The organism is Exiguobacterium sp. s140 (genome assembly GCF_018617035.1).
GTDB lineage: Bacteria > Bacillota > Bacilli > Exiguobacteriales > Exiguobacteriaceae > Exiguobacterium > Exiguobacterium profundum.
Map to the genome: position 1 here is coordinate 66425 of NZ_JACSJK010000003.1, position 17409 is coordinate 83833.

Genomic DNA, 17409 nt, shown 5'->3' on the forward strand with positions numbered 1-17409 from the left:
GTATCACGCTCCATTTCTCATTTTTGCTCCTATGTTTTAGAACGACCTATCCTATGCTCCGACGCCTTGTTTTATCAAGCTACAATCGTTCTACCTTGATTCCAGATGTCATCAAACCTTCGCCTTCTTGTTCTCACCCTTTTCTAAGAATAGTTGAGGATTTAGATGGTTCCGATTCTCATCTTGAATTTCGAAGTGTAGGTGGGAACCAGTAGAGCGCCCTGTCGTGCCCATTAAACCAATTACTTCACCTTGCTTAATCTCTTCTCCGACTTGCACCCCAATCATAGATAAGTGAGGGTATAGACTATGGAACACCTCTCCGTTCACTTCATGTTTGAGAAGGATATAGTTTCCGTACCCTTGGTTAGAGTGAACGACCTTGATGACCACGCCATCTGCGGTTGAAACAATCGGAGTTCCTTGAGGATTTGCAATATCAATACCGGTATGGAACTCTGTCCCACTCCCTCCGAATGGGTTAGGTCTTATCCCATATGGTGAAGTCAATGTGCCACTTGCAGGACGAATGAAATAGGATTCATAATTGGCATTATCACTCATCAATGAGCGATACTGTTCAAACTGTTCGCTAGACACTTGTTTTTCCATAAGAAGCCGTTTTCGCTCTTCTTGAGCTTTCAATTCTTTTTGAATACGCTTCAGTTCATCTTCCTCAAGTGTTTTCAGCTTTGTCTCTAGTGTTTTTCTCTTCTGATTCACATTTTTTTGATTTGCCTTTAGCTTTATCTTCTGTTTTTTCAGAGTTAGGATTTTATTTTCGAGTTTCTTTTTCTCAGCTTTGTTCGCCCGGGTTTCATTCTCTAATTCTTCCATCTGTTCTCTTTCTGCATCCATCAATGTGCGAAACGTAAACGCACGGTTCACAGCATCTCCAATGGATGTCGAGCTGAAGATGGCTTCCATCCATTGGTCGTCGGGTTTTCCTTTGACCTGCCAGTACAACATCTTCTCCGTCATCGATTCCCACCGCTCATTTAATTCCGCTTCTTTGGCTTCAATCTCTCTCTTTTTCACTTCCAGGTCTTTTTCAATCTTAAGGGCTACATTTAATCCTTTGATTTCCTCTTCAAGTTCCACAATCTCTTTATCAAGCTGTAAAATGGCTTTCCGTGTCTTATTAATTTCGTTTGCAAGGCTCTTCTTGACGACCCTTGTCTCATCTTTAGAATTCGCATATGCAGAAATAGACGGTTGTGTAAGTAAGAGACAGCCCATAGTCGCTATGAAAATCGTCTTTTTCATCTTCATCTATCATCACACTCTTTTCTCTATTATTTTTCTTATTAGAATAGGCACTTACGAATCGCTCTAAAACTCTGAGGTGTCTTATGTCACATACCTGTAATATTGCATGGATACAAAAATGACCGGTTAGTCCGGTCATCCTTAAAATTCATCATCGATGTTATCTAGCACCACAATGTGTCGTTTTACGTCCTGCTTCACTGTCTTGATGACTTTTGCCGCCAAGTGGTTGCTGACGCTGTTCGGTTGTTTTGGAGGGTTTGGCGTATAGACCTCTTCAGGGGTAGGGCTTTTTCCCGCCGTCTCTTCCTCACTCCGCAATACGTTGCCACGGTGTCTAGGAACTGAGATTCGTAGACTATCCACAAGGTCAGCATCTAATGGTTTTAGTTTGGCAACCCCACTGATACGCTTTCCTCGGGCATCTAACATCATATAGATGAATTCATAAGCGTCTCGATTCAAAATGTACATAATCTCACGCTCGTAAACCTCTTGTGAGACGTATGTTGCATCCTCCATTGTGAGACCGCTCAAATAGACTCTATTTCGAATGTACGCATCGACATACGACATTTGTTCCTCCGTCAAAAGTCCTCTTGATTCTAAAAAGAGCGTGCAACCGATAGAATATTCCCCGCCTCTGAACAAGATTGGAGTAATATAAGACATATAGATGTGAGAATCGTCTACGTAGAGGAAATGAGGAGTCGATTTATCCTCATTTTCTTTTAAATATGCCTCTCTCATCGCTGTCAAAAGAAATGCTGACCCACGTATGCTCGCCTCCTGGTTATGCTCGAACTCCAAATCGACAATGACGACTTCCTTTTTTCGGATTGCCATCTCGAAATCGATGACATTTTCTTGAATCGTTCGATAGCAATAGGCATCCATGTTGATGATGGACTTACCTGCATGCGTAAGTGAAGGCTTCACTAAACGAACTTCTCGGTTATTACGCTTTGCCAAAGAATACATCATCATCGCTGACTCACGGTCAGAGACAAATACCGTTGTCCCCACCTTCTTGTTTTCGATGTCTTGCTTCAAGAGAGCGGGGAGCAAGATATCGCTCTTCCCACTCCCTTTTGTACCAAGCACCAAAAGATGCTTGAAACGCTTGTCTTCTTGAAGGTAGGCAGGTTTATCAAGACTGCTTTTAGCCCCCAGAATGAGTTGGTCTTTCACTATGTTTTTCTCAACTTTCATTGCACACTCTCCCCTCTCTCATTGTCTTAGCAATGATTGAATGATTCGGTATATTCTATGCTGTGACTGAGCAGATTCAACTCTTTTGAAGTTCAATGAAATAGACACACTCTCTAAAAAAGAAAACCATCCGAAATCGGATGGTTAGTCTTTCTTTTTCTTTGTCCGATGATTCAACTTACGACCTCGTTCACGAAGTTCAGGGTCTTTTTTAGGTTTACGTCGCTTCATGGATTCAAATGTTTCCGTTTCCGCTTCGTATCCATCTTTTGTTTTAAGATTCATCGCATCGTATTTCATACATCCATCTCCTCCAATTAGGTCGTTTTGTAACCTTAGTTTACTTTATATTTTTGACTATAGTCAAAAAACAGAGGTTCTACCCCTTTGCCAAGGTTAGTATATGCTATTTGCCTTCGTTCATTTATATTCACTGGTTCATCTATTAGAGGATTCGCCCTTCATCTTCCCTTAAGAATCCCCCTGTGTAATCCGCCGGTTCCAATACAATCAAGAACGCCTTGGGTTCCAATTGTTTGACCCGTTCTTTCAATTCTCTTACTCGATGTCTTGGTGCCAGGACGTCCATTCGGTACACGGTTCCATTAATTCCAATCCCCTCATATACCGTGAGTCCGAACCCATCATGGTATAACACACGTTTTAAGTTGTCTGGGTCTGTCGATACGTGAATCTGAACCAATTGTTCCCCGATAGCAAGTTTCCGTTCGATGTATGAGCCGACCAGAATCCCAATGCCAAATCCCAACGCATACGTGACGATACCTGCAAAGGAAGGTGATTTCAAGATGACTCCTAATGCCGTCACATAGATAAACACATCGATTGTTCCTAACATGCTTGCAAGTCTAGTCTTACCCTTTACCAACATCATCGTGCGAATCGTCACAATCGGTACATATACCAGTTGCAACGCCAATATGATTAAAATCTCTTTCATTCTTTGCAATCCACCCTTTCATCTTTCTGATTCTCGTTTTCTATCTATATTTCGTATGGAAAAGACCAGGAATCTTCTTCCCGGTCTAATAGTTACATCTTGTCTGCGAACTCCGAAAGCGCTCCTCGCATGTTCCCTTCCAATCGGACGTGACCCAACAGTTCACTTCCTTGGAACACTTCGAGCGCACGGTAAATCCCGTTGTTGACACCATTTGCGATGTCGAGGTCAACTTGCCGCTCATCCCCATCAAAGATGACCTGACCACCGTCTTCAATTCGCTCGATGATGGTTTTGACCATGTCTTTGGTATAGTTCTGTGCTTCGGTCACATAGACGGGACCCGAGAAGCTCGCTCCACGGATATCTTCCAATGTCACGATATTCAACTGACCTTTCTGAATCAAAATCTGTGTGTACTCCATACCCAATTTGGTTCTGAGAATCGCTCCTAAGTTTGATTGAAGAACCTTTGCAACGATATCTCCTTTCTTCAGACCGAAAGTATTGGTTCCACGCATCCCCACGTTATTCGTGACGATATAGACTTTTGTATCCTTCTTCATGTTGTGAATCTCTTGCAAAAGATAGCTGATTGCCAAGTAGCTCTTTCCACATCCTGCTTTGCCCGTGATAATCGAGAGCTTGTTCTTGTGCAACGTATCGATGGCAATGGCTTGTCGAAGATTTTTCGCTTTCACATCTTGCCCATCTGACCAAAATCCACTATTGATATGACGACCGATTGTAATCTCACGATAACGGGGAGCCTGATAGGTATGGTCATGCTCGTACCGTACTGCCATCACTTCCTGGTCTTTCACGTTGATGACCGCATATTGCCCCAGTTTCAGATTTAAGGGATTTTTAAACCCATCAATCTTCGCCATGTTCTTCTTCAATGTCTCGAAGCGTGCCGGTGTCAAACGCACCTCTAACGTTCCTTCGTATGTCTCCATCTTGACATTGTTGTAGTCCTTTACTGTGAACCCAAAGGCTTTGGCTTGTTTCCGAAGTGCTCGGTCATGCGTAATCAGACCGACTTCTCGATTCATATCTAACTTGTAAATATATAAGAGTTCGAGAAACTTATTGTCTGTATACGTTGGGTCGAAGTCACCTTTTAAGTGTTTAAATGTTGAAACTTGATGCCAACTGTCTTCTATAACGTTCTCATGTTCATCAATGGCACGTAAAACGTCACGAGCTCTCTTGGCTAGTTCTGGTTTACCGAAGCTATCCTTATGTTTCTCTAATTCACGAAGGGTCAATATCGTGACGATGACTTCTGAGAAGTCAACATACTGAAGATGGTTGAGAAGTGAAGATGTGTCGATGATATATTTCATATGTTGGTGTCCCCCTTTAGGTGGTTTGGATGTTCACAGCCGATTGGCTGTGACGTGCGTTGCAAGATTTTTTCTTTTCCTACTCCGGATAGGTTTGCCACTACAAACGTCCGGTTTCAACAAGTCGTACCAGTCCAAAACGTTAAAAGGATTTATGTTTTTATGCTATAGAATCACCTCCTTGACAAACAGGCGAATGAATAACCGCCTTTACAAACATTATAGTTTTGACTATTGTGCAAATATTACGCATCTTTCAATCTTGCAGGTTCGAGCTGTTCCGATATGGCGACACCTAACTCATAAGCGACCAACGATGGGATGCCACTTGTCCGCTCGTACTGTCTCCTCAAAGAGATGGATTCGGGGAAATAAAATGAATCGGGAACCGTCTGAAGCCTCAGGCATTCACGAACGGTGAACCGTCTGTTCCCTCGTCGTTCGCCTTTATATTTGTCTGAAAGGTCAACAATCTGTGCATTATTCTTTCCGTTCATCATCGATGTTAGTGTCCATGCAGGTTGTTCGAACGAAACTTTTCTTAGAAACCCTGTTCGCCCTCCACCAGAATAATAAGCAGTCCCAAGAAAACGTTTCTGGTCTTCAACTTCTAAGTCACGCCAGTTACCGCCCGGAGGGATTCTATCAACGAATTGTGCTTCATCTTTCCGAATTCCAAATCCGCTATGATTTTTCAGACCGTCGATAGTCTCATTCGGTTCAGGCAAATCCCCGATAGCCTCTCGAATAGTAGTAGTTTGTCCTGAAGGCTCAGGGAATTTAAACGTAATGCCTAGTTCTTGACGGAACCCTACTGCAAAGACACGTTTCCGTTTTTGCGGGACACCAAAATCGGAGCAATCGAGATATTTCCACGAAAGTCGATATCCCATCTTTTCAAACTCTGAGAGAATTCTGTCAAATACGACCTTATGTTTCTTGCTAACGAGTCCACCCACGTTCTCAAAAAGAAATGCATCTGGTTTATTCTCCTTGACTAGACGAACGAAATGTCCTGCCAAATCCCCATTCTTCTCGTCATCTTCCCCCTTGCCTGAACCGATGCTCGAATAAGACTTGCACGGAAACCCACCAACGATGATGTCCGCATGGGGCAGACATTCTGCGTCGAGAGACCGGACGTCTCCTACACAGGCATGGTTTCCAACATTCAGGTTGTACGTATCGACAGCAAATGCTTGATTGTCCACCGCATAGACAATCTCGTATCCTGCCCGCTTGAATCCGGTCGCACCTATCCCTGCTCCACAAAATAGGTCCATCATGGTTAGACCATTAGAAGGTAATGGTTTCATCCCCCAATCATTATTCGGGAGCTTTTTTTCATTGTTCATTTGCATCCCTCTCTTCCTTGAACGCCAACCATCCACAAAAATGAAGGTCTCTAAAGAACATTTCTATATTTTTAAATCCGACTTCTTTTAAAATGCTTTCATTCTCAGCAACCGTTAATGGTCTCATGACACCTCTCAAAGATTTGTCTTTCGCTCGTATTTCCAAGGCATCTAATCCTTCCCGCTCTTTGAAGTCGTGATAAAGTTGCGTAAATGCTTCTTGAACACATCCGCTTTTCGAGTAGGTCTTTTCAACAAGAATAAAGACGCCTCCGCTCCCGAGTGATTCGTACACTTTTTTAATGACGGCTTTGCGATGTCGTTGTGAAACAAACTGTAACGTCAAGATAGAGAGGACTACAGAACTGTCCTCAGGGAGCTTGACGTCCTCTATCTTTTCGTTTATGAACTGAAAATCGGACATTCCCTTGGTTTTCTTCATCGCTTGTTGAATCATGTCTGATGATTCATCGACTCCAATTAACCGAAGGTTCTTTTCTTTAACTACTTGCTGTATTCTGGCAAGGCTCTCGCCGGTAGCACAACCTAAATCGATGACAACAGCTCCGTCCTCACAGAAGAAGTTCGCCAACTCAGAAACAGATTCTTGAATCCTGTCATATCCCGGAACTGATTGTTTGACGTGAAAGTCAAAAATAGGGGCAATCGCCCCGTCAAACCTCCAAACCGATTTGCTATCACGCATCAATCGCCACCTGCCTCAAAACCTGACTCGATATCACCGTTTCGAACCTTGAATGATGAGATGACCTGTCGTTTTGAAACCTTTTCGCCACCGACGACTCCTGGAACAATGTCGCTTAAGTAGTCCCACTCATATCGGACAGTCAAAGTGACCGGAATCCGCTCTCCGAACTCAATGATAGGAAGTGATGTCTCCGGTGAAATGGTTCTTCCATTGATTTCGAGAGTAAAATCATCCTCAGCAAAACCACCCTTTGCTAGGGTATTTTTCACTTCTCGATATAGTTGTGGCGTGGTGACATAACTCTCAAGGTGGTGAGTTGACGGTTGTGTCATCACACCCCCTTGATTACCAACGACCCTCCCCACATATCCACTCACCGAAGATGCTGTGTCCAACTTTTGACTCATGTTTACCATGTCAACGAATCCTGCGAGGGCATATACCGTGATTAATCCAGTCAGACCTAGTTCGATACTCGTAAGTCCTTTATTGTCTAAGAGCTTCTGCTTTAACCTGTCGAAAAATTTCTTCAATTCGCATTCCTCCCTTCTAAAATCTCTATATCTTATATAAAAAAGACTCCCATCATAATCCGTTAGGAGTTCAATGGAAGCCTTTCGGTGCTCAACGACACGTTTTATTTGAGGTTTTACTCTTCGAGAGACACTGAGCCGGTGAATATTTCATTGATTACAAAATAGACCCGTTTCTCTTCCGGCTTGACATATAACTCTAAGCGAGAGATATCCTTCATAAGATTGCCTTTCTCTCTCCATATGGAGCGAACCCTTCCCTCGATATCTTTTAAATTCACATTCATTCCATCATGTTGTATAAAACAGACATGCTTCATCGTCCATCACATCCTTCCATATCTTGCTTCCATCCTATGATTCAATCTCAAGAAATATAAAAAGAGACATTCTTTTTAAGGAATGTCCCTTTCATGATTACTCTCATTCAGATTCAACGATGCTCTCAATAGGCTCGTCTTCTTCCGCCTCTACTTCATCAGGGGAATCCGAGTCTTCTATCGGTTGCTCATCTTCTTGTGCGTCTTCTTCATCTTGCGCTTCTGACTCTGCTTGAGCTTGTCTTTCCTCTTCTAATCTTCGTTCTACCTCTTCTTGGATACGTCTCTCCTCTTCCAAGCGTTCTGCTTCAGCCTTCTCCAACTCCAAACGTTTCTTTTCTTCTTCTTGACGTTTGATTTCATCGATAAGCGATTGACGCTTTCGATTCAATGCCGTTGAAGCATCGTTCCATTCAATCATGAAGCTATCAAATGCTTTTTTATGCTTCACTTCTTCAATAAATGGCAAGATATCCTCCAACATCGTCATTTGATGCTCATATTCATCTAAATCGTCAAATGGCTCATCATAGAATGCTTGGAATCGCTCTCGAACAAGACGTTCCCGCTCTAGTTCCTCTGACTTGGTCAATCCATGGATGATACGATAGTCTTCAGCATCGAGTCGTTGGGACTGTGCCAATCGTTCATTTTCTTTTCGCCATTCTTCTTGTTGCTTCCGCTTGTTTCTCATTTGTTCAGTTTGATTGCTCTTGGCAACCCATCTGCCGTTCTGTTTAAAAACTGTGTCAGGACGTGCAAAATCGATAACCTTTTTCTTATGATGCAATTGCTCATTCCATTCTTTGAATAGAGAGCTTGCAACCCAATGCTGAGAAGCAGGCATCGAACTCGGAGTATCATATCCAGTCCATACAGCAGTTGAAAAATATGGCGTGCCCCCAACAAACCAAATATCTTTATCAGCGTTCGTCGTCCCCGTTTTCCCCATGGTGTATTTGTAGTTCGAAGGCATGGCACGTGTCCCCGTTCCCTTGCTCATGACACCTTTCAACGTGTCTACCATGAGATATGCGGCACCTGAGTCATATACCTTTTTCACTTTCTGACGATGTTCGTACAAGGTTTCTCCCGTCACGATGTCTTTGATTTTTCGAATATTGGTAGGTTCACGATATTCCCCATGATTAATCAGTGATTCGTATGCACTTGCCATCTCGACGGTTGTGGTTCCGTATGTGAACCCTCCGACCGAGATGATTGGATTACGGTCTTCTGATGACAAATGCGAGAACTGCATGTCAGACAATTTCTCAATCATCTTGTCCCCACCTAGTTTATTCGCCAACTGATATGGAACGGTATTGATTGAAATCTCGGTGGCATATCTCAATGTCACCATTCCCCGATAACCATTGTAATAGTTACCAGGTCCGTTCTTGATTGGACGGTCAGCCATTACGCTTTCCGGTGAATACCCAATTTCAAAGGCAGGAGTATAGGCAACAATCGGCTTAATCGTTGAACCGGGCTGTCTCACTCCCTGGTAACTACGATTGAAGTAGTTCCCTTTGTCATTTCGTCCACCAATGATGGCGACTACTTCGCCTGTACGGTTATCAATCGTTGTAATGGCGGTCTGGAGCTGATAAAATCCTGTTTCTCTGTCCTTAAGCGTATATGGAGACATGACCTTCTCAACGGTTCTCTTTAATGCCGTTTGTTTATCAACGTCAATACTTGTCTCAATCAGATAGCCACCTTTAAGGATGTCTTCTCTCGTCTTCACATATGACTCATGATATCTCTCCTGATATGCAGTGCGACTCGGTTCATCGGTGAACACGTATTGAAAAATGAATCCATTCTTCTCCATCATGTGCTCCGTCGCTTTATGAATGGCATATCCAAGTGCAGGTTCCGTCACAGAGTTATCGATTTTGTGCTTTTGAACCTTGATTCCTAGCGGTTTTGCAACGGCATTCTTGTACTGTTTCTCTGTGATAGCATCGTTCTCCCACATCTTCATCAACACTCGATTACGTTTCTTCAATGCATTTTCAGGGTTCCGTATCGGGTCAAACAAGCTTGGGTTGTTTGTGATACCGATGATGAGTGCGGCTTCATGCAACTCTACCTCGGATTGTTTTTTTGAGAAATAATACGTGGCAGATGGCGCAATGCCATAGTTTCCATTTCCGAAATAAACATTGTTCAAGTAGTGCCGTAGTATCTCATTCTTATCCATCTTTTTCTCAAGTTCCTGTGCGACAACCTGTTCCACCAGTTTTCGCTCAACCGAAACATTGTTATCATTCAGGATGACATTTCGAACCAACTGTTGCGTGATAGTACTTCCACCTTGAGTCCCATTCCCTTTGAGAGTCGTAAGGATTCCACGCATCGTACCGTAGAGGTCTACACCATGATGGTCATAGAATCTCTCGTCCTCTGCAGATACAAGTGCCTCTACGAAGAAAGGATTGATTTCTTTAAACTTAGGTGTCTCATACTGGTACTCTTTGAACACTTTCAACAATTTCCCATTCGAATCATAAATTTTCGTGGGGGACTTCGTGATAAAATCCTCTTCTTTTATATGTTCTGATATCGAATACCCTTTCGTGACGCTCGATTGAATGAAATCGCCATATTTATCCCATACAATTGCTCCGGACACGGCGCCTCCAGTTGACAATAGAAGCGTAAATATTGTTCCGGTGATAACGACACCTTTTACAATTTTCTTCCCAAATGACACTTCTTTTCTCTGTTGTGTTCCATCCAGGGGGTCATTTTTCTTACTGTTTGCTCTTGATAGCCCCATTTTATTCACGTCCTCTCCCAAGATTGATTTCCTGTGTAGATACATATCATTATATTTCTTATTTTTGACTATAGTCAAATTTCAAGTGGTGGTACTCGCTTTTATGAACAGGAAAAAGACCACCGTTGCGGGAATGGTCACTTATCTCAAGTAATCGAGATGATAGCCATTTTTTTGCAAACGAGTGGTCTTCAAACAGCTCCCTGAAAGAGCGGAAAACGTTACTGATGCATCAAAACATCGCTTGTACAAGAAAGTATGACGAGTCATCTATTGTCAGATGGTCATATTCTCATGCGGCAACGAAAGTGCGAGAGGCAAGGATATCCTTACATAAGTTTCAGGTAAACCGTGGGGGGCTTTCGCCCCCCTTTCGGGACAGAATACAAAATTTCAGTCTAAGGTGTCGTAAAAGCTCTAGGTGTCGTTGAAATTTTGTCGGTTGTGTGTGTGTGTCTTCTTTTTCTGTCCAATTATGTCTACCTGTTAAATAATCAATAGCACTTCCTTCTGTTTGATTCATCGAATGTCGTTCCCCTTTCAATTTAGGTTCCGTTAAGATTCTTTGAATTCCTGCTTTTTAGGATTTTTCCTATTCTTTATCTTATTCTCCTTGCGTGTTTCTATAACTGAGAATGAAGATTTTTTCTGCATTCGAAGAATAGTCAGCAATCGCTAATACCGCTCCGGGTTCCACTTCCCCAACGACTGCCGTATCTTGGATGAATCCATTCTTAAACATGTCTTTAATTATCTTTGCGGGATATCCCGAAGGAGAGAGGCAAATGCCGTCTTGACTAAATAAAAGGTTATCTCTTACGGTCAACTTCCCGATTTTATCAAGAGAATTATCCATAGCTTTAGCCCATTCCGGACGCTTCTCATTCAATCCTTTGAACACTGCACTCATAGAATTTGCGATGACACCATCTGTCACATAATCACCCTTCAAGACAATCGTCACCGTGTCCGAGTCATCCGATAGAACGATTGCAGGTCGTTCATCTTGAAGGGACATGGAGAATGTCAATTGCCCCATCCCCTCAGAGAGCTTTTGCAATGCCCGAGCCTTTGGTTTTGACAGTATAAGATTGAACGGTGAACTCGCATCCACTTCTCTCTTTTCGTAATAGCTTTGGTGCATCGAAAAGGAGACGACTTGAGCCGTCCCATCCTCGATTGAGCTAAAATAAATGGATTGGGTGTCCAATTTCTCAGAAGGAAATTCTGTCTTCTTCAGAGGAAGTGATGCACGATTCAACATACCAGATAGCGTTTTACCATCTGAGCAGAACAATACTTCTCGTTTAACCTCTTCTACAATCACCGTATCCTCGTCATCGAAAAGGAAAAAAACAGACTCCGGAAACACGCCATCATCGACTCGAAGTTCGTCTCCATCCCGTTCAATCAAAATAACTTCTTTACTCTTGCTGAATTGCTTCAGTGCATCGAGCAACTCTTTTAATGAACAGGTTGCTACACCTTCATAAATCATCTTCGCTTCTTTCAACTTATAGGTGATTTCCACCTTATTCTTCTTATCAATGAAGTAGAAGATGACATCCTCGTTGTCTGTAGCCTCAAGAGTCACTGCATGATTTCCGCTCTTAAACTCCGAATCACTTAGCGTGGCTCGCATCATATCCATTGCTTTCTTCATGTCCTTGTAAGTTGCTTCAAATATCATTCTCTCACCTCTCAGTTCTTAAATTCTTGAAGAGCACGAATATCAGGTAACGAAAGGAATTTCAGGACATCGTTCTCTACAATTTTGAAATCTAGAGGAAGAGGGAAGTCTTTGTTGTACCAAACTCGTGTAATGACGTCGAAGTACACTGTACCGAAATCGTTTCCACTTCGTAGGGATACGTAGAGGCGCTTCATCATCTTCTTCTTCGTGATTTGTTTCTCCCAATAACGAACACGCTTCACTTCAGAAGGCGTGTGTTCGACTGGTTTGACGATATGTTCACGCACTTCGACTGTATCAGGGTCGATAACATAGTGATATACCTTGTTGAAGACCTCAGCAGTCGCATAAGCATCCTCATCCGCACGGTGCGCATTTTCCAAACTCACATCAAAAAGTTTCGCAAGAGTTCCTAGTTTATATCCATCCTCTTTTTGCTTCGGTAGACCTCTCCGGAACAATTTCAATGTGCAAATGACATCGTTTTGAATGTGAATCCCGACCCGTTTGAAGAACGGAACCAAAAATCGTTTCCAGTCAAACCCTTCATTGTGAACGACAACAACGGCATCCCCGATGTACGTGTGTAAATCAATCAACACTTGTCCGATGGTCGGTTGTCCTTTAACCATCTCGTCGGTAATTCCGGTGTGTGCAACAATCTTCTTTGGAATCTTCATTTGAGGGTCAACGAATTGTTGAAATCTGTCTTGAATCTTCCCGTTTAAAACTCGAACCGCTCCGATTTCGATAATCGTTGCTCCTTTGTCTGGATGAAAGCCTGTAGTCTCAATATCCATTACGACAAAATGTGACTTTTTCATCGTTTCGACATAATCTGGAATGGCTCCGATATCAAAAGCCGCCAATACCTCATTATCCTTTTTAGTCAACATGATTGATTCACTCCTGTTTTATAGTTATTTTTTAATATTATAGATTAATTTATTGACTATAGTCAATTTTATGAAAGTCCGATAAGAAAAGGAGTCTGAAATTCAGACTCCTTACAAACCATATCCGTAGTAGCACGGACATATTTTTTTTAAAGATAAGTTTTGATACAATTGTTCATCTTGAGAAAGAGAATGAAACAAAATCGGTCTTTTCGTGAGTTTGAGCGAGTTCAAGACTCTTGAAACCATAGCCTCATCGTTCTCATATATCACGAAGTCCTGAATATAGATACCATCATCCATCTTACATCTCATGAACATCGGGAATAAGATTTCCGCATCTTCATCACTTACACCGACTAATACTGCGGATGAAAGTGTCCGTGAGGATTGGAACATCATCTCGCCGACCTCTTGACCATCAATGACTATTTTTTTATACCCTGACCCCACTTGTCCTTTAGACTCGAACAGACAGTTTTGCGCCAACAAAGTAGTCATCAATATACCACCGCCTTGCTTCTTTTCGACATTTCTTCCTGTATTTCTTTGAGCATTTGTTTGGCGTTCTCTACACCTTCCAAATCATCTCGCTTCATCGCCTGGTTCATCATGTCGAGATAAATGTCCACATATGACCGGCAAAGTTCCATCTGTACCAGATATGCTGATTTCGACGTCATTTTCTTGTCAAACGATACAGGCTCACCCTTCTCCGAAACGCTCTGCGTCTGGCTCTCAGGCAGTACCGAAAGATTTGCTACAATCGCCTCCAGTTTCTTTTTAGCCATATCCATACCTGTCACGTCATTATTTTTCATTGCCATCGACAAGTTCGCTAGATACTTATCAACGTATGCCTGATAAATTTTTCGTGCTCTCTGGATATTCCGCTCTGTGAAGACCTCGATAAAAAGATTGTTCTGACGCTCGATTTGATTCAACACTCCGAACCACTCCTTTTGAAATAAATTGTGTTTTCACACCAATTGAAAATACCTTGTTATCCTATTCACCACTTTATTTTTTAATAACTAAGAGAGCGGTCTTAAATGACCACTCTCCTAGACCCCTTATTCAGAGAACATCAGCCGTCTCTTCACTGATTTGTGCACTTAGTTCCTCGTGACATTGAACAATCGCACCTTGCTTGAATGTTGCCAAGATGTCATCTACTTTGATTTGATTTCCTTCCCGACTGGTGTTCAGCATTACTGTTACCACGGAGTTCTCATTCTTGTCCTGAATATCAACCATATAGATGTCTCCCTCGATTAAAGGAGCTACATGGAATGCACGAATCGCAGTGTTCTGTACCGCAACATCAATTGCAACGTTCGCAACCGTCTCAAACAAAGACCTTGGATAAGGTTCACTGCCTGCAACCTCATACGCATTTCCGTTGAGCAGGGGTGTGAGGACTTCCACCACCTTGTCTCCCATCTCATCCAAATAGTCCAATTCAATCAATTGATTCTCATTCATTCACTCATCACTCCTGTTCTTTTTTCTTTTAGATAGATAGAGCCATCTTTGTGGATGTCCAGTAAATACTCACCCTTATTGGTAGTGAAGTAATAACTCTCCGCCCCGATTGAAAGAGTGTATGCATCAATCGTTTCAATCTTGCCTATCTTTCCTTCTCGCTCTTTAAGAAAGTCATCCACCTCGGAGACAAGCATGCTCTCACGTCTTGGTTTTGGCTTCTCATCATCCGTCGTAAGTTTGTGGTAGTTGAGTTGATACGGGTTCAATACCTCAAAGGAATAAACACCCTCGCTCGTCTGAACTTCCGCATGATTCAAGGCATCCGTCTGCAAGACACCTTGAATCTCGCCTAAGCTCTGGTTTTTTTGTAAGAAGAGCGAGACGATGGAATTGGTTGATTTCTCATCCCCTTCAATGAGACGCACCTCGGGGCTCCGTTCTTCAATCCGATAAATATCCAAACCCTTTCCGTCTTTCGAGATAAAACCGACATGATACATGTGTTGATTCGTCAACACCTTGTAAAAGAGAACGGTCTGTTTTTCTTTTCCGGTCAACACTAACCCTTCACCCAATCGTGTTACCTTCTCAACATTTTCATCGAGTTCTTTCTCGAAATATTCTTGTGCTTCAACTCGTGCTTCTTCAATCTCTACTCGGTATGGATTTTTAGTCATGTCCCATGCCAATAACGACAAAAGAAGAATGAACAAGATAATCGGTACTTTTAGATACCATTTCAATGACGAACGTAGAAGTTGGTATACAGCATACGGAGGGAATACAATCCACCATAACCAACGGAATCCGATTCTTCGCATCAAGAATCACCGCCTTCAGGTGCAGACACTTGAATATACGGTGACTGAACTTTAGATGGAGTCGAGAACCGCTCAGAAATACGATTCAAAATGAAGTTTTCCTTCTCGTTGAGTTGCCACTTGTTCGACTCTAGCTCATTCAAATACCCATAAATATCGTCTCCGATAAATGTATTGGAATAGTCATCCATCAGTTCTGTCATAATGTCACGGATGCCAGATTTAAACGTGTATTGCCCCTTCTCATGGTCAAAGTGTTTTGGTTCATCGACACCGAACACGTTAGCGTATAGGTTCCGCTCCATCGACTGAATCTCATCATGATAATATGAGTTTTCCCAGTTCACACGATTGCTTTCGACAAACAAAATCAAATTCAACTGCTTCTCGAACACTTGCTTCTCCGAGTCGTTCGAATTCGGGTAGGATTGAAGCTGTTCTTTCTGTATATCAATAAATGCTTTCGTTGATTTATCCAAATATTTACCATATTCACTCTCGAACCTGTCTAAATCTTGAGACAAGAATAGGCTGTCGCCCTTTTCTTCAACTTTGAAATAACTCTCACTTAATCCTTCTAAATACTCACGCACTACCTTATCTTTCACACCGGAGAAATCTTGTGTACCTGATTTGAACTCCCCATTGTTATAAGAGACGGTCAACTCTTCAGCAATTTGTACATAAGTTTCCATCAGCCGGTCTTGCTCCATCCTCATCGAGTACAACAAGCCGAATAGAAGTTCGGTTTGTTTGTCTGTGCTCACTCGTCCGATGGCAGTCGAAATCTTATCATCAATCGTCTTAGGGGATGCATCATTGATGACCAGTTCCGACACTTCATTCATCAGCTTTTCTTGCCCCATCTCTGACAACACGCCAACCTCTCTTGTCTCCCCAAAGTCCTGACCTTTTATCAGTAAATATCCAGGATAAATGGAAGCTGAAAGTGCTAGACCGTAAATCATCCATTTTTTGCTCATCATGATTCCCCCTTTTTGTTGAATGGTGTTTCTTTACCAAATCCAATGATTTTATGGTTGCCTCTGTCATAAAAAATGCTGAAAGAAAGCGGTGCATCGCCATGCTTTTGAGGATACTTAACTTCGTACATCGTAATGGCTGATGCGTTCTCATCGGTATGGAGATATCCAGTAATGACTGCTTTTTTCATATCTCCTTCATTCACTCTGTACCAAGTGAACACCGTCTCTACAGATTCTTGGTCTGTCACACCGACTTTTGAGAGCCATGCCGCTATCTCATCTCTCCCGACATTGCGCCAATCATCTACCGGAGGGAATGAGATGATTTCATTCCATTTATACTTGAATTCTTTATGCACATCCGCCGACCATTCGCTCTCACTTGTCAGTGGAGTCAATGTATTTTCTCTGTCTGTTTCTTGATTGAGTTTGACGAATCGAATGTTGTTCTTTTCATCTGTCAGGAGCATCACATCATGTTGTAAGAATTTTTTGGTATCATTCACACTATTCAGTGTTACGGATATCGCTCTGAATTCTTCATCTCCCACCTGTTGTTCGCCAATACCTGTCAATGTAATCGACTGGATTCGTTGATAAGGGGTTGCATAGACCTGACGGATGATGTCTCCGAAAACATCGACGCTCGATTCAAGCGTTCTGAATGATTTAAATGATGTCCTTGAGGTATCTTCCCCTTCTAGGAATCCCATCATTTTCTCCTCGTCATTGAGCTCTCCCATAAGTTCTTCGAGCATGGTTTCAGCACTCATTCTCACCTTCTCGGTGGCATCACCGCTAGGTAAAGTTAAAGGTGTAATTGGTGACCACTTCTCTTCTTCGCTCGGCTCCTCTTGAATGTCACTTTTAAACCATTCGAATGGTACAGAATAGGATGCAAGTTTTCCGGATACATATGATTCGACATTGTCCATCGATTCATCGACGTTCACACAGCCGGACAAGAAGAAAACCGGTATGATACCGATTACGGTAGATAGTTTTTTCATTTTTTAGTTCACTCCTCTC

At 42.4% G+C, this 17409-nt stretch carries 18 protein-coding genes; all 18 read right to left on the reverse strand.

Features of this window, described 5'->3' with window-relative positions:
* Positions 1–111: 111 nt before the first annotated feature.
* The 18 genes from KNO61_RS11195 to KNO61_RS11275 all read right to left on the reverse strand — a co-directional run bounded on the left by KNO61_RS11195 (position 112) and on the right by KNO61_RS11275 (position 17390).
* On the reverse strand, positions 112–1266 hold the full coding sequence (locus KNO61_RS11195) for a murein hydrolase activator EnvC family protein (RefSeq protein ID WP_214688655.1): 1155 nt from the start codon (positions 1264–1266) through the stop codon (positions 112–114).
* 144 nt (positions 1267–1410) lie between these two features.
* Positions 1411–2481 carry an ATP-binding protein gene (locus tag KNO61_RS11200; protein WP_214688654.1) on the reverse strand — a complete coding sequence of 357 codons (1071 nt, stop codon included), beginning with the start codon at positions 2479–2481 and terminating at the stop codon, positions 1411–1413.
* Positions 2482–2625: 144 nt separating this feature from the next.
* Entirely contained in the window at positions 2626–2781 is a 156-nt protein-coding gene (locus KNO61_RS11205; RefSeq protein WP_214688653.1) for a hypothetical protein, read from the reverse strand.
* Positions 2782–2926: 145 nt separating this feature from the next.
* Positions 2927–3442 carry a DUF2179 domain-containing protein gene (locus KNO61_RS11210; protein ID WP_214688651.1) on the reverse strand — a complete coding sequence of 172 codons (516 nt, stop codon included), beginning with the start codon at positions 3440–3442 and terminating at the stop codon, positions 2927–2929.
* A gap of 92 nt (positions 3443–3534) precedes the next feature.
* Positions 3535–4791, reverse strand: coding sequence for a PhoH family protein (locus KNO61_RS11215; protein WP_214688649.1), 1257 nt, complete (start codon positions 4789–4791; stop codon positions 3535–3537).
* 245 nt (positions 4792–5036) lie between these two features.
* Complete coding sequence (locus tag KNO61_RS11220) at positions 5037–6146, reverse strand: DNA cytosine methyltransferase (RefSeq protein ID WP_214873353.1); 1110 nt, start codon at positions 6144–6146, stop codon at positions 5037–5039.
* On the reverse strand, positions 6136–6852 hold the full coding sequence (locus tag KNO61_RS11225; protein WP_214688647.1) for a methyltransferase domain-containing protein: 717 nt from the start codon (positions 6850–6852) through the stop codon (positions 6136–6138). Before KNO61_RS11225 ends, KNO61_RS11220 begins: the two co-directional genes overlap by 11 nt.
* A complete protein-coding gene (locus KNO61_RS11230) occupies positions 6852–7388 on the reverse strand; it encodes a hypothetical protein (RefSeq protein ID WP_214688645.1) in 537 nt (178 codons plus the stop codon). Before KNO61_RS11230 ends, KNO61_RS11225 begins: the two co-directional genes overlap by 1 nt.
* A gap of 116 nt (positions 7389–7504) precedes the next feature.
* Complete coding sequence (locus KNO61_RS17505; RefSeq protein WP_353047657.1) at positions 7505–7708, reverse strand: DUF6465 family protein; 204 nt, start codon at positions 7706–7708, stop codon at positions 7505–7507.
* Between the two features lie 103 nt (positions 7709–7811).
* On the reverse strand, positions 7812–10496 hold the full coding sequence (locus KNO61_RS11235; RefSeq protein ID WP_214688643.1) for a transglycosylase domain-containing protein: 2685 nt from the start codon (positions 10494–10496) through the stop codon (positions 7812–7814).
* Between the two features lie 604 nt (positions 10497–11100).
* Complete coding sequence (locus tag KNO61_RS11240) at positions 11101–12186, reverse strand: hypothetical protein (RefSeq protein ID WP_214873355.1); 1086 nt, start codon at positions 12184–12186, stop codon at positions 11101–11103.
* An 11-nt stretch (positions 12187–12197) separates the two neighbouring features.
* On the reverse strand, positions 12198–13085 hold the full coding sequence (locus KNO61_RS11245) for a 3'-5' exonuclease (RefSeq protein ID WP_214688641.1): 888 nt from the start codon (positions 13083–13085) through the stop codon (positions 12198–12200).
* Positions 13086–13196: 111 nt separating this feature from the next.
* Positions 13197–13586, reverse strand: a complete 390-nt coding sequence (locus KNO61_RS11250; RefSeq protein WP_214688640.1) for a hypothetical protein — start codon at positions 13584–13586, stop codon at positions 13197–13199.
* A complete protein-coding gene (locus KNO61_RS11255) occupies positions 13586–14032 on the reverse strand; it encodes a hypothetical protein (protein ID WP_214688639.1) in 447 nt (148 codons plus the stop codon). The genes KNO61_RS11250 and KNO61_RS11255 overlap by 1 nt, the downstream gene beginning before the upstream one ends.
* Before the next feature lie 130 nt (positions 14033–14162).
* Positions 14163–14570: a hypothetical protein gene (locus KNO61_RS11260; protein ID WP_214688638.1), complete on the reverse strand. Its 408-nt coding sequence runs from the start codon at positions 14568–14570 to the stop codon at positions 14163–14165.
* On the reverse strand, positions 14567–15394 hold the full coding sequence (locus tag KNO61_RS11265; protein ID WP_214688637.1) for a hypothetical protein: 828 nt from the start codon (positions 15392–15394) through the stop codon (positions 14567–14569). The genes KNO61_RS11260 and KNO61_RS11265 overlap by 4 nt, the downstream gene beginning before the upstream one ends.
* Positions 15394–16377, reverse strand: a complete 984-nt coding sequence (locus KNO61_RS11270; protein ID WP_214688635.1) for a hypothetical protein — start codon at positions 16375–16377, stop codon at positions 15394–15396. Before KNO61_RS11270 ends, KNO61_RS11265 begins: the two co-directional genes overlap by 1 nt.
* Positions 16377–17390, reverse strand: coding sequence for a hypothetical protein (locus KNO61_RS11275; protein ID WP_214688633.1), 1014 nt, complete (start codon positions 17388–17390; stop codon positions 16377–16379). The genes KNO61_RS11270 and KNO61_RS11275 overlap by 1 nt, the downstream gene beginning before the upstream one ends.
* Between the last annotated feature and the right edge of the window lie 19 nt (positions 17391–17409).

Excerpts from the sequence above, each read along its gene's own strand:
- KNO61_RS11195 (WP_214688655.1), bottom strand. The coding sequence starts at position 1,266 with ATGAAAAAGACGATTTTCATAGCGACTATGGGCTGTCTCTTACTTACA.
- KNO61_RS11200 (WP_214688654.1), bottom strand. The coding sequence starts at position 2,481 with ATGAAAGTTGAGAAAAACATAGTGAAAGACCAACTCATTCTGGGGGCT.
- KNO61_RS11205 (WP_214688653.1), bottom strand. The coding sequence starts at position 2,781 with ATGAAATACGATGCGATGAATCTTAAAACAAAAGATGGATACGAAGCG.
- KNO61_RS11210 (WP_214688651.1), bottom strand. The coding sequence starts at position 3,442 with ATGAAAGAGATTTTAATCATATTGGCGTTGCAACTGGTATATGTACCG.
- KNO61_RS11215 (WP_214688649.1), bottom strand. The coding sequence starts at position 4,791 with ATGAAATATATCATCGACACATCTTCACTTCTCAACCATCTTCAGTAT.
- KNO61_RS11220 (WP_214873353.1), bottom strand. The coding sequence starts at position 6,146 with ATGAACAATGAAAAAAAGCTCCCGAATAATGATTGGGGGATGAAACCA.
- KNO61_RS11225 (WP_214688647.1), bottom strand. The coding sequence starts at position 6,852 with ATGCGTGATAGCAAATCGGTTTGGAGGTTTGACGGGGCGATTGCCCCT.
- KNO61_RS17505 (WP_353047657.1), bottom strand. The coding sequence starts at position 7,708 with ATGAAGCATGTCTGTTTTATACAACATGATGGAATGAATGTGAATTTA.
- KNO61_RS11235 (WP_214688643.1), bottom strand. The coding sequence starts at position 10,496 with ATGGGGCTATCAAGAGCAAACAGTAAGAAAAATGACCCCCTGGATGGA.
- KNO61_RS11240 (WP_214873355.1), bottom strand. The coding sequence starts at position 12,186 with ATGATATTTGAAGCAACTTACAAGGACATGAAGAAAGCAATGGATATG.
- KNO61_RS11245 (WP_214688641.1), bottom strand. The coding sequence starts at position 13,085 with ATGTTGACTAAAAAGGATAATGAGGTATTGGCGGCTTTTGATATCGGA.
- KNO61_RS11250 (WP_214688640.1), bottom strand. The coding sequence starts at position 13,586 with ATGACTACTTTGTTGGCGCAAAACTGTCTGTTCGAGTCTAAAGGACAA.
- KNO61_RS11260 (WP_214688638.1), bottom strand. The coding sequence starts at position 14,570 with ATGAATGAGAATCAATTGATTGAATTGGACTATTTGGATGAGATGGGA.
- KNO61_RS11265 (WP_214688637.1), bottom strand. The coding sequence starts at position 15,394 with ATGCGAAGAATCGGATTCCGTTGGTTATGGTGGATTGTATTCCCTCCG.
- KNO61_RS11270 (WP_214688635.1), bottom strand. The coding sequence starts at position 16,377 with ATGAGCAAAAAATGGATGATTTACGGTCTAGCACTTTCAGCTTCCATT.
- KNO61_RS11275 (WP_214688633.1), bottom strand. The coding sequence starts at position 17,390 with ATGAAAAAACTATCTACCGTAATCGGTATCATACCGGTTTTCTTCTTG.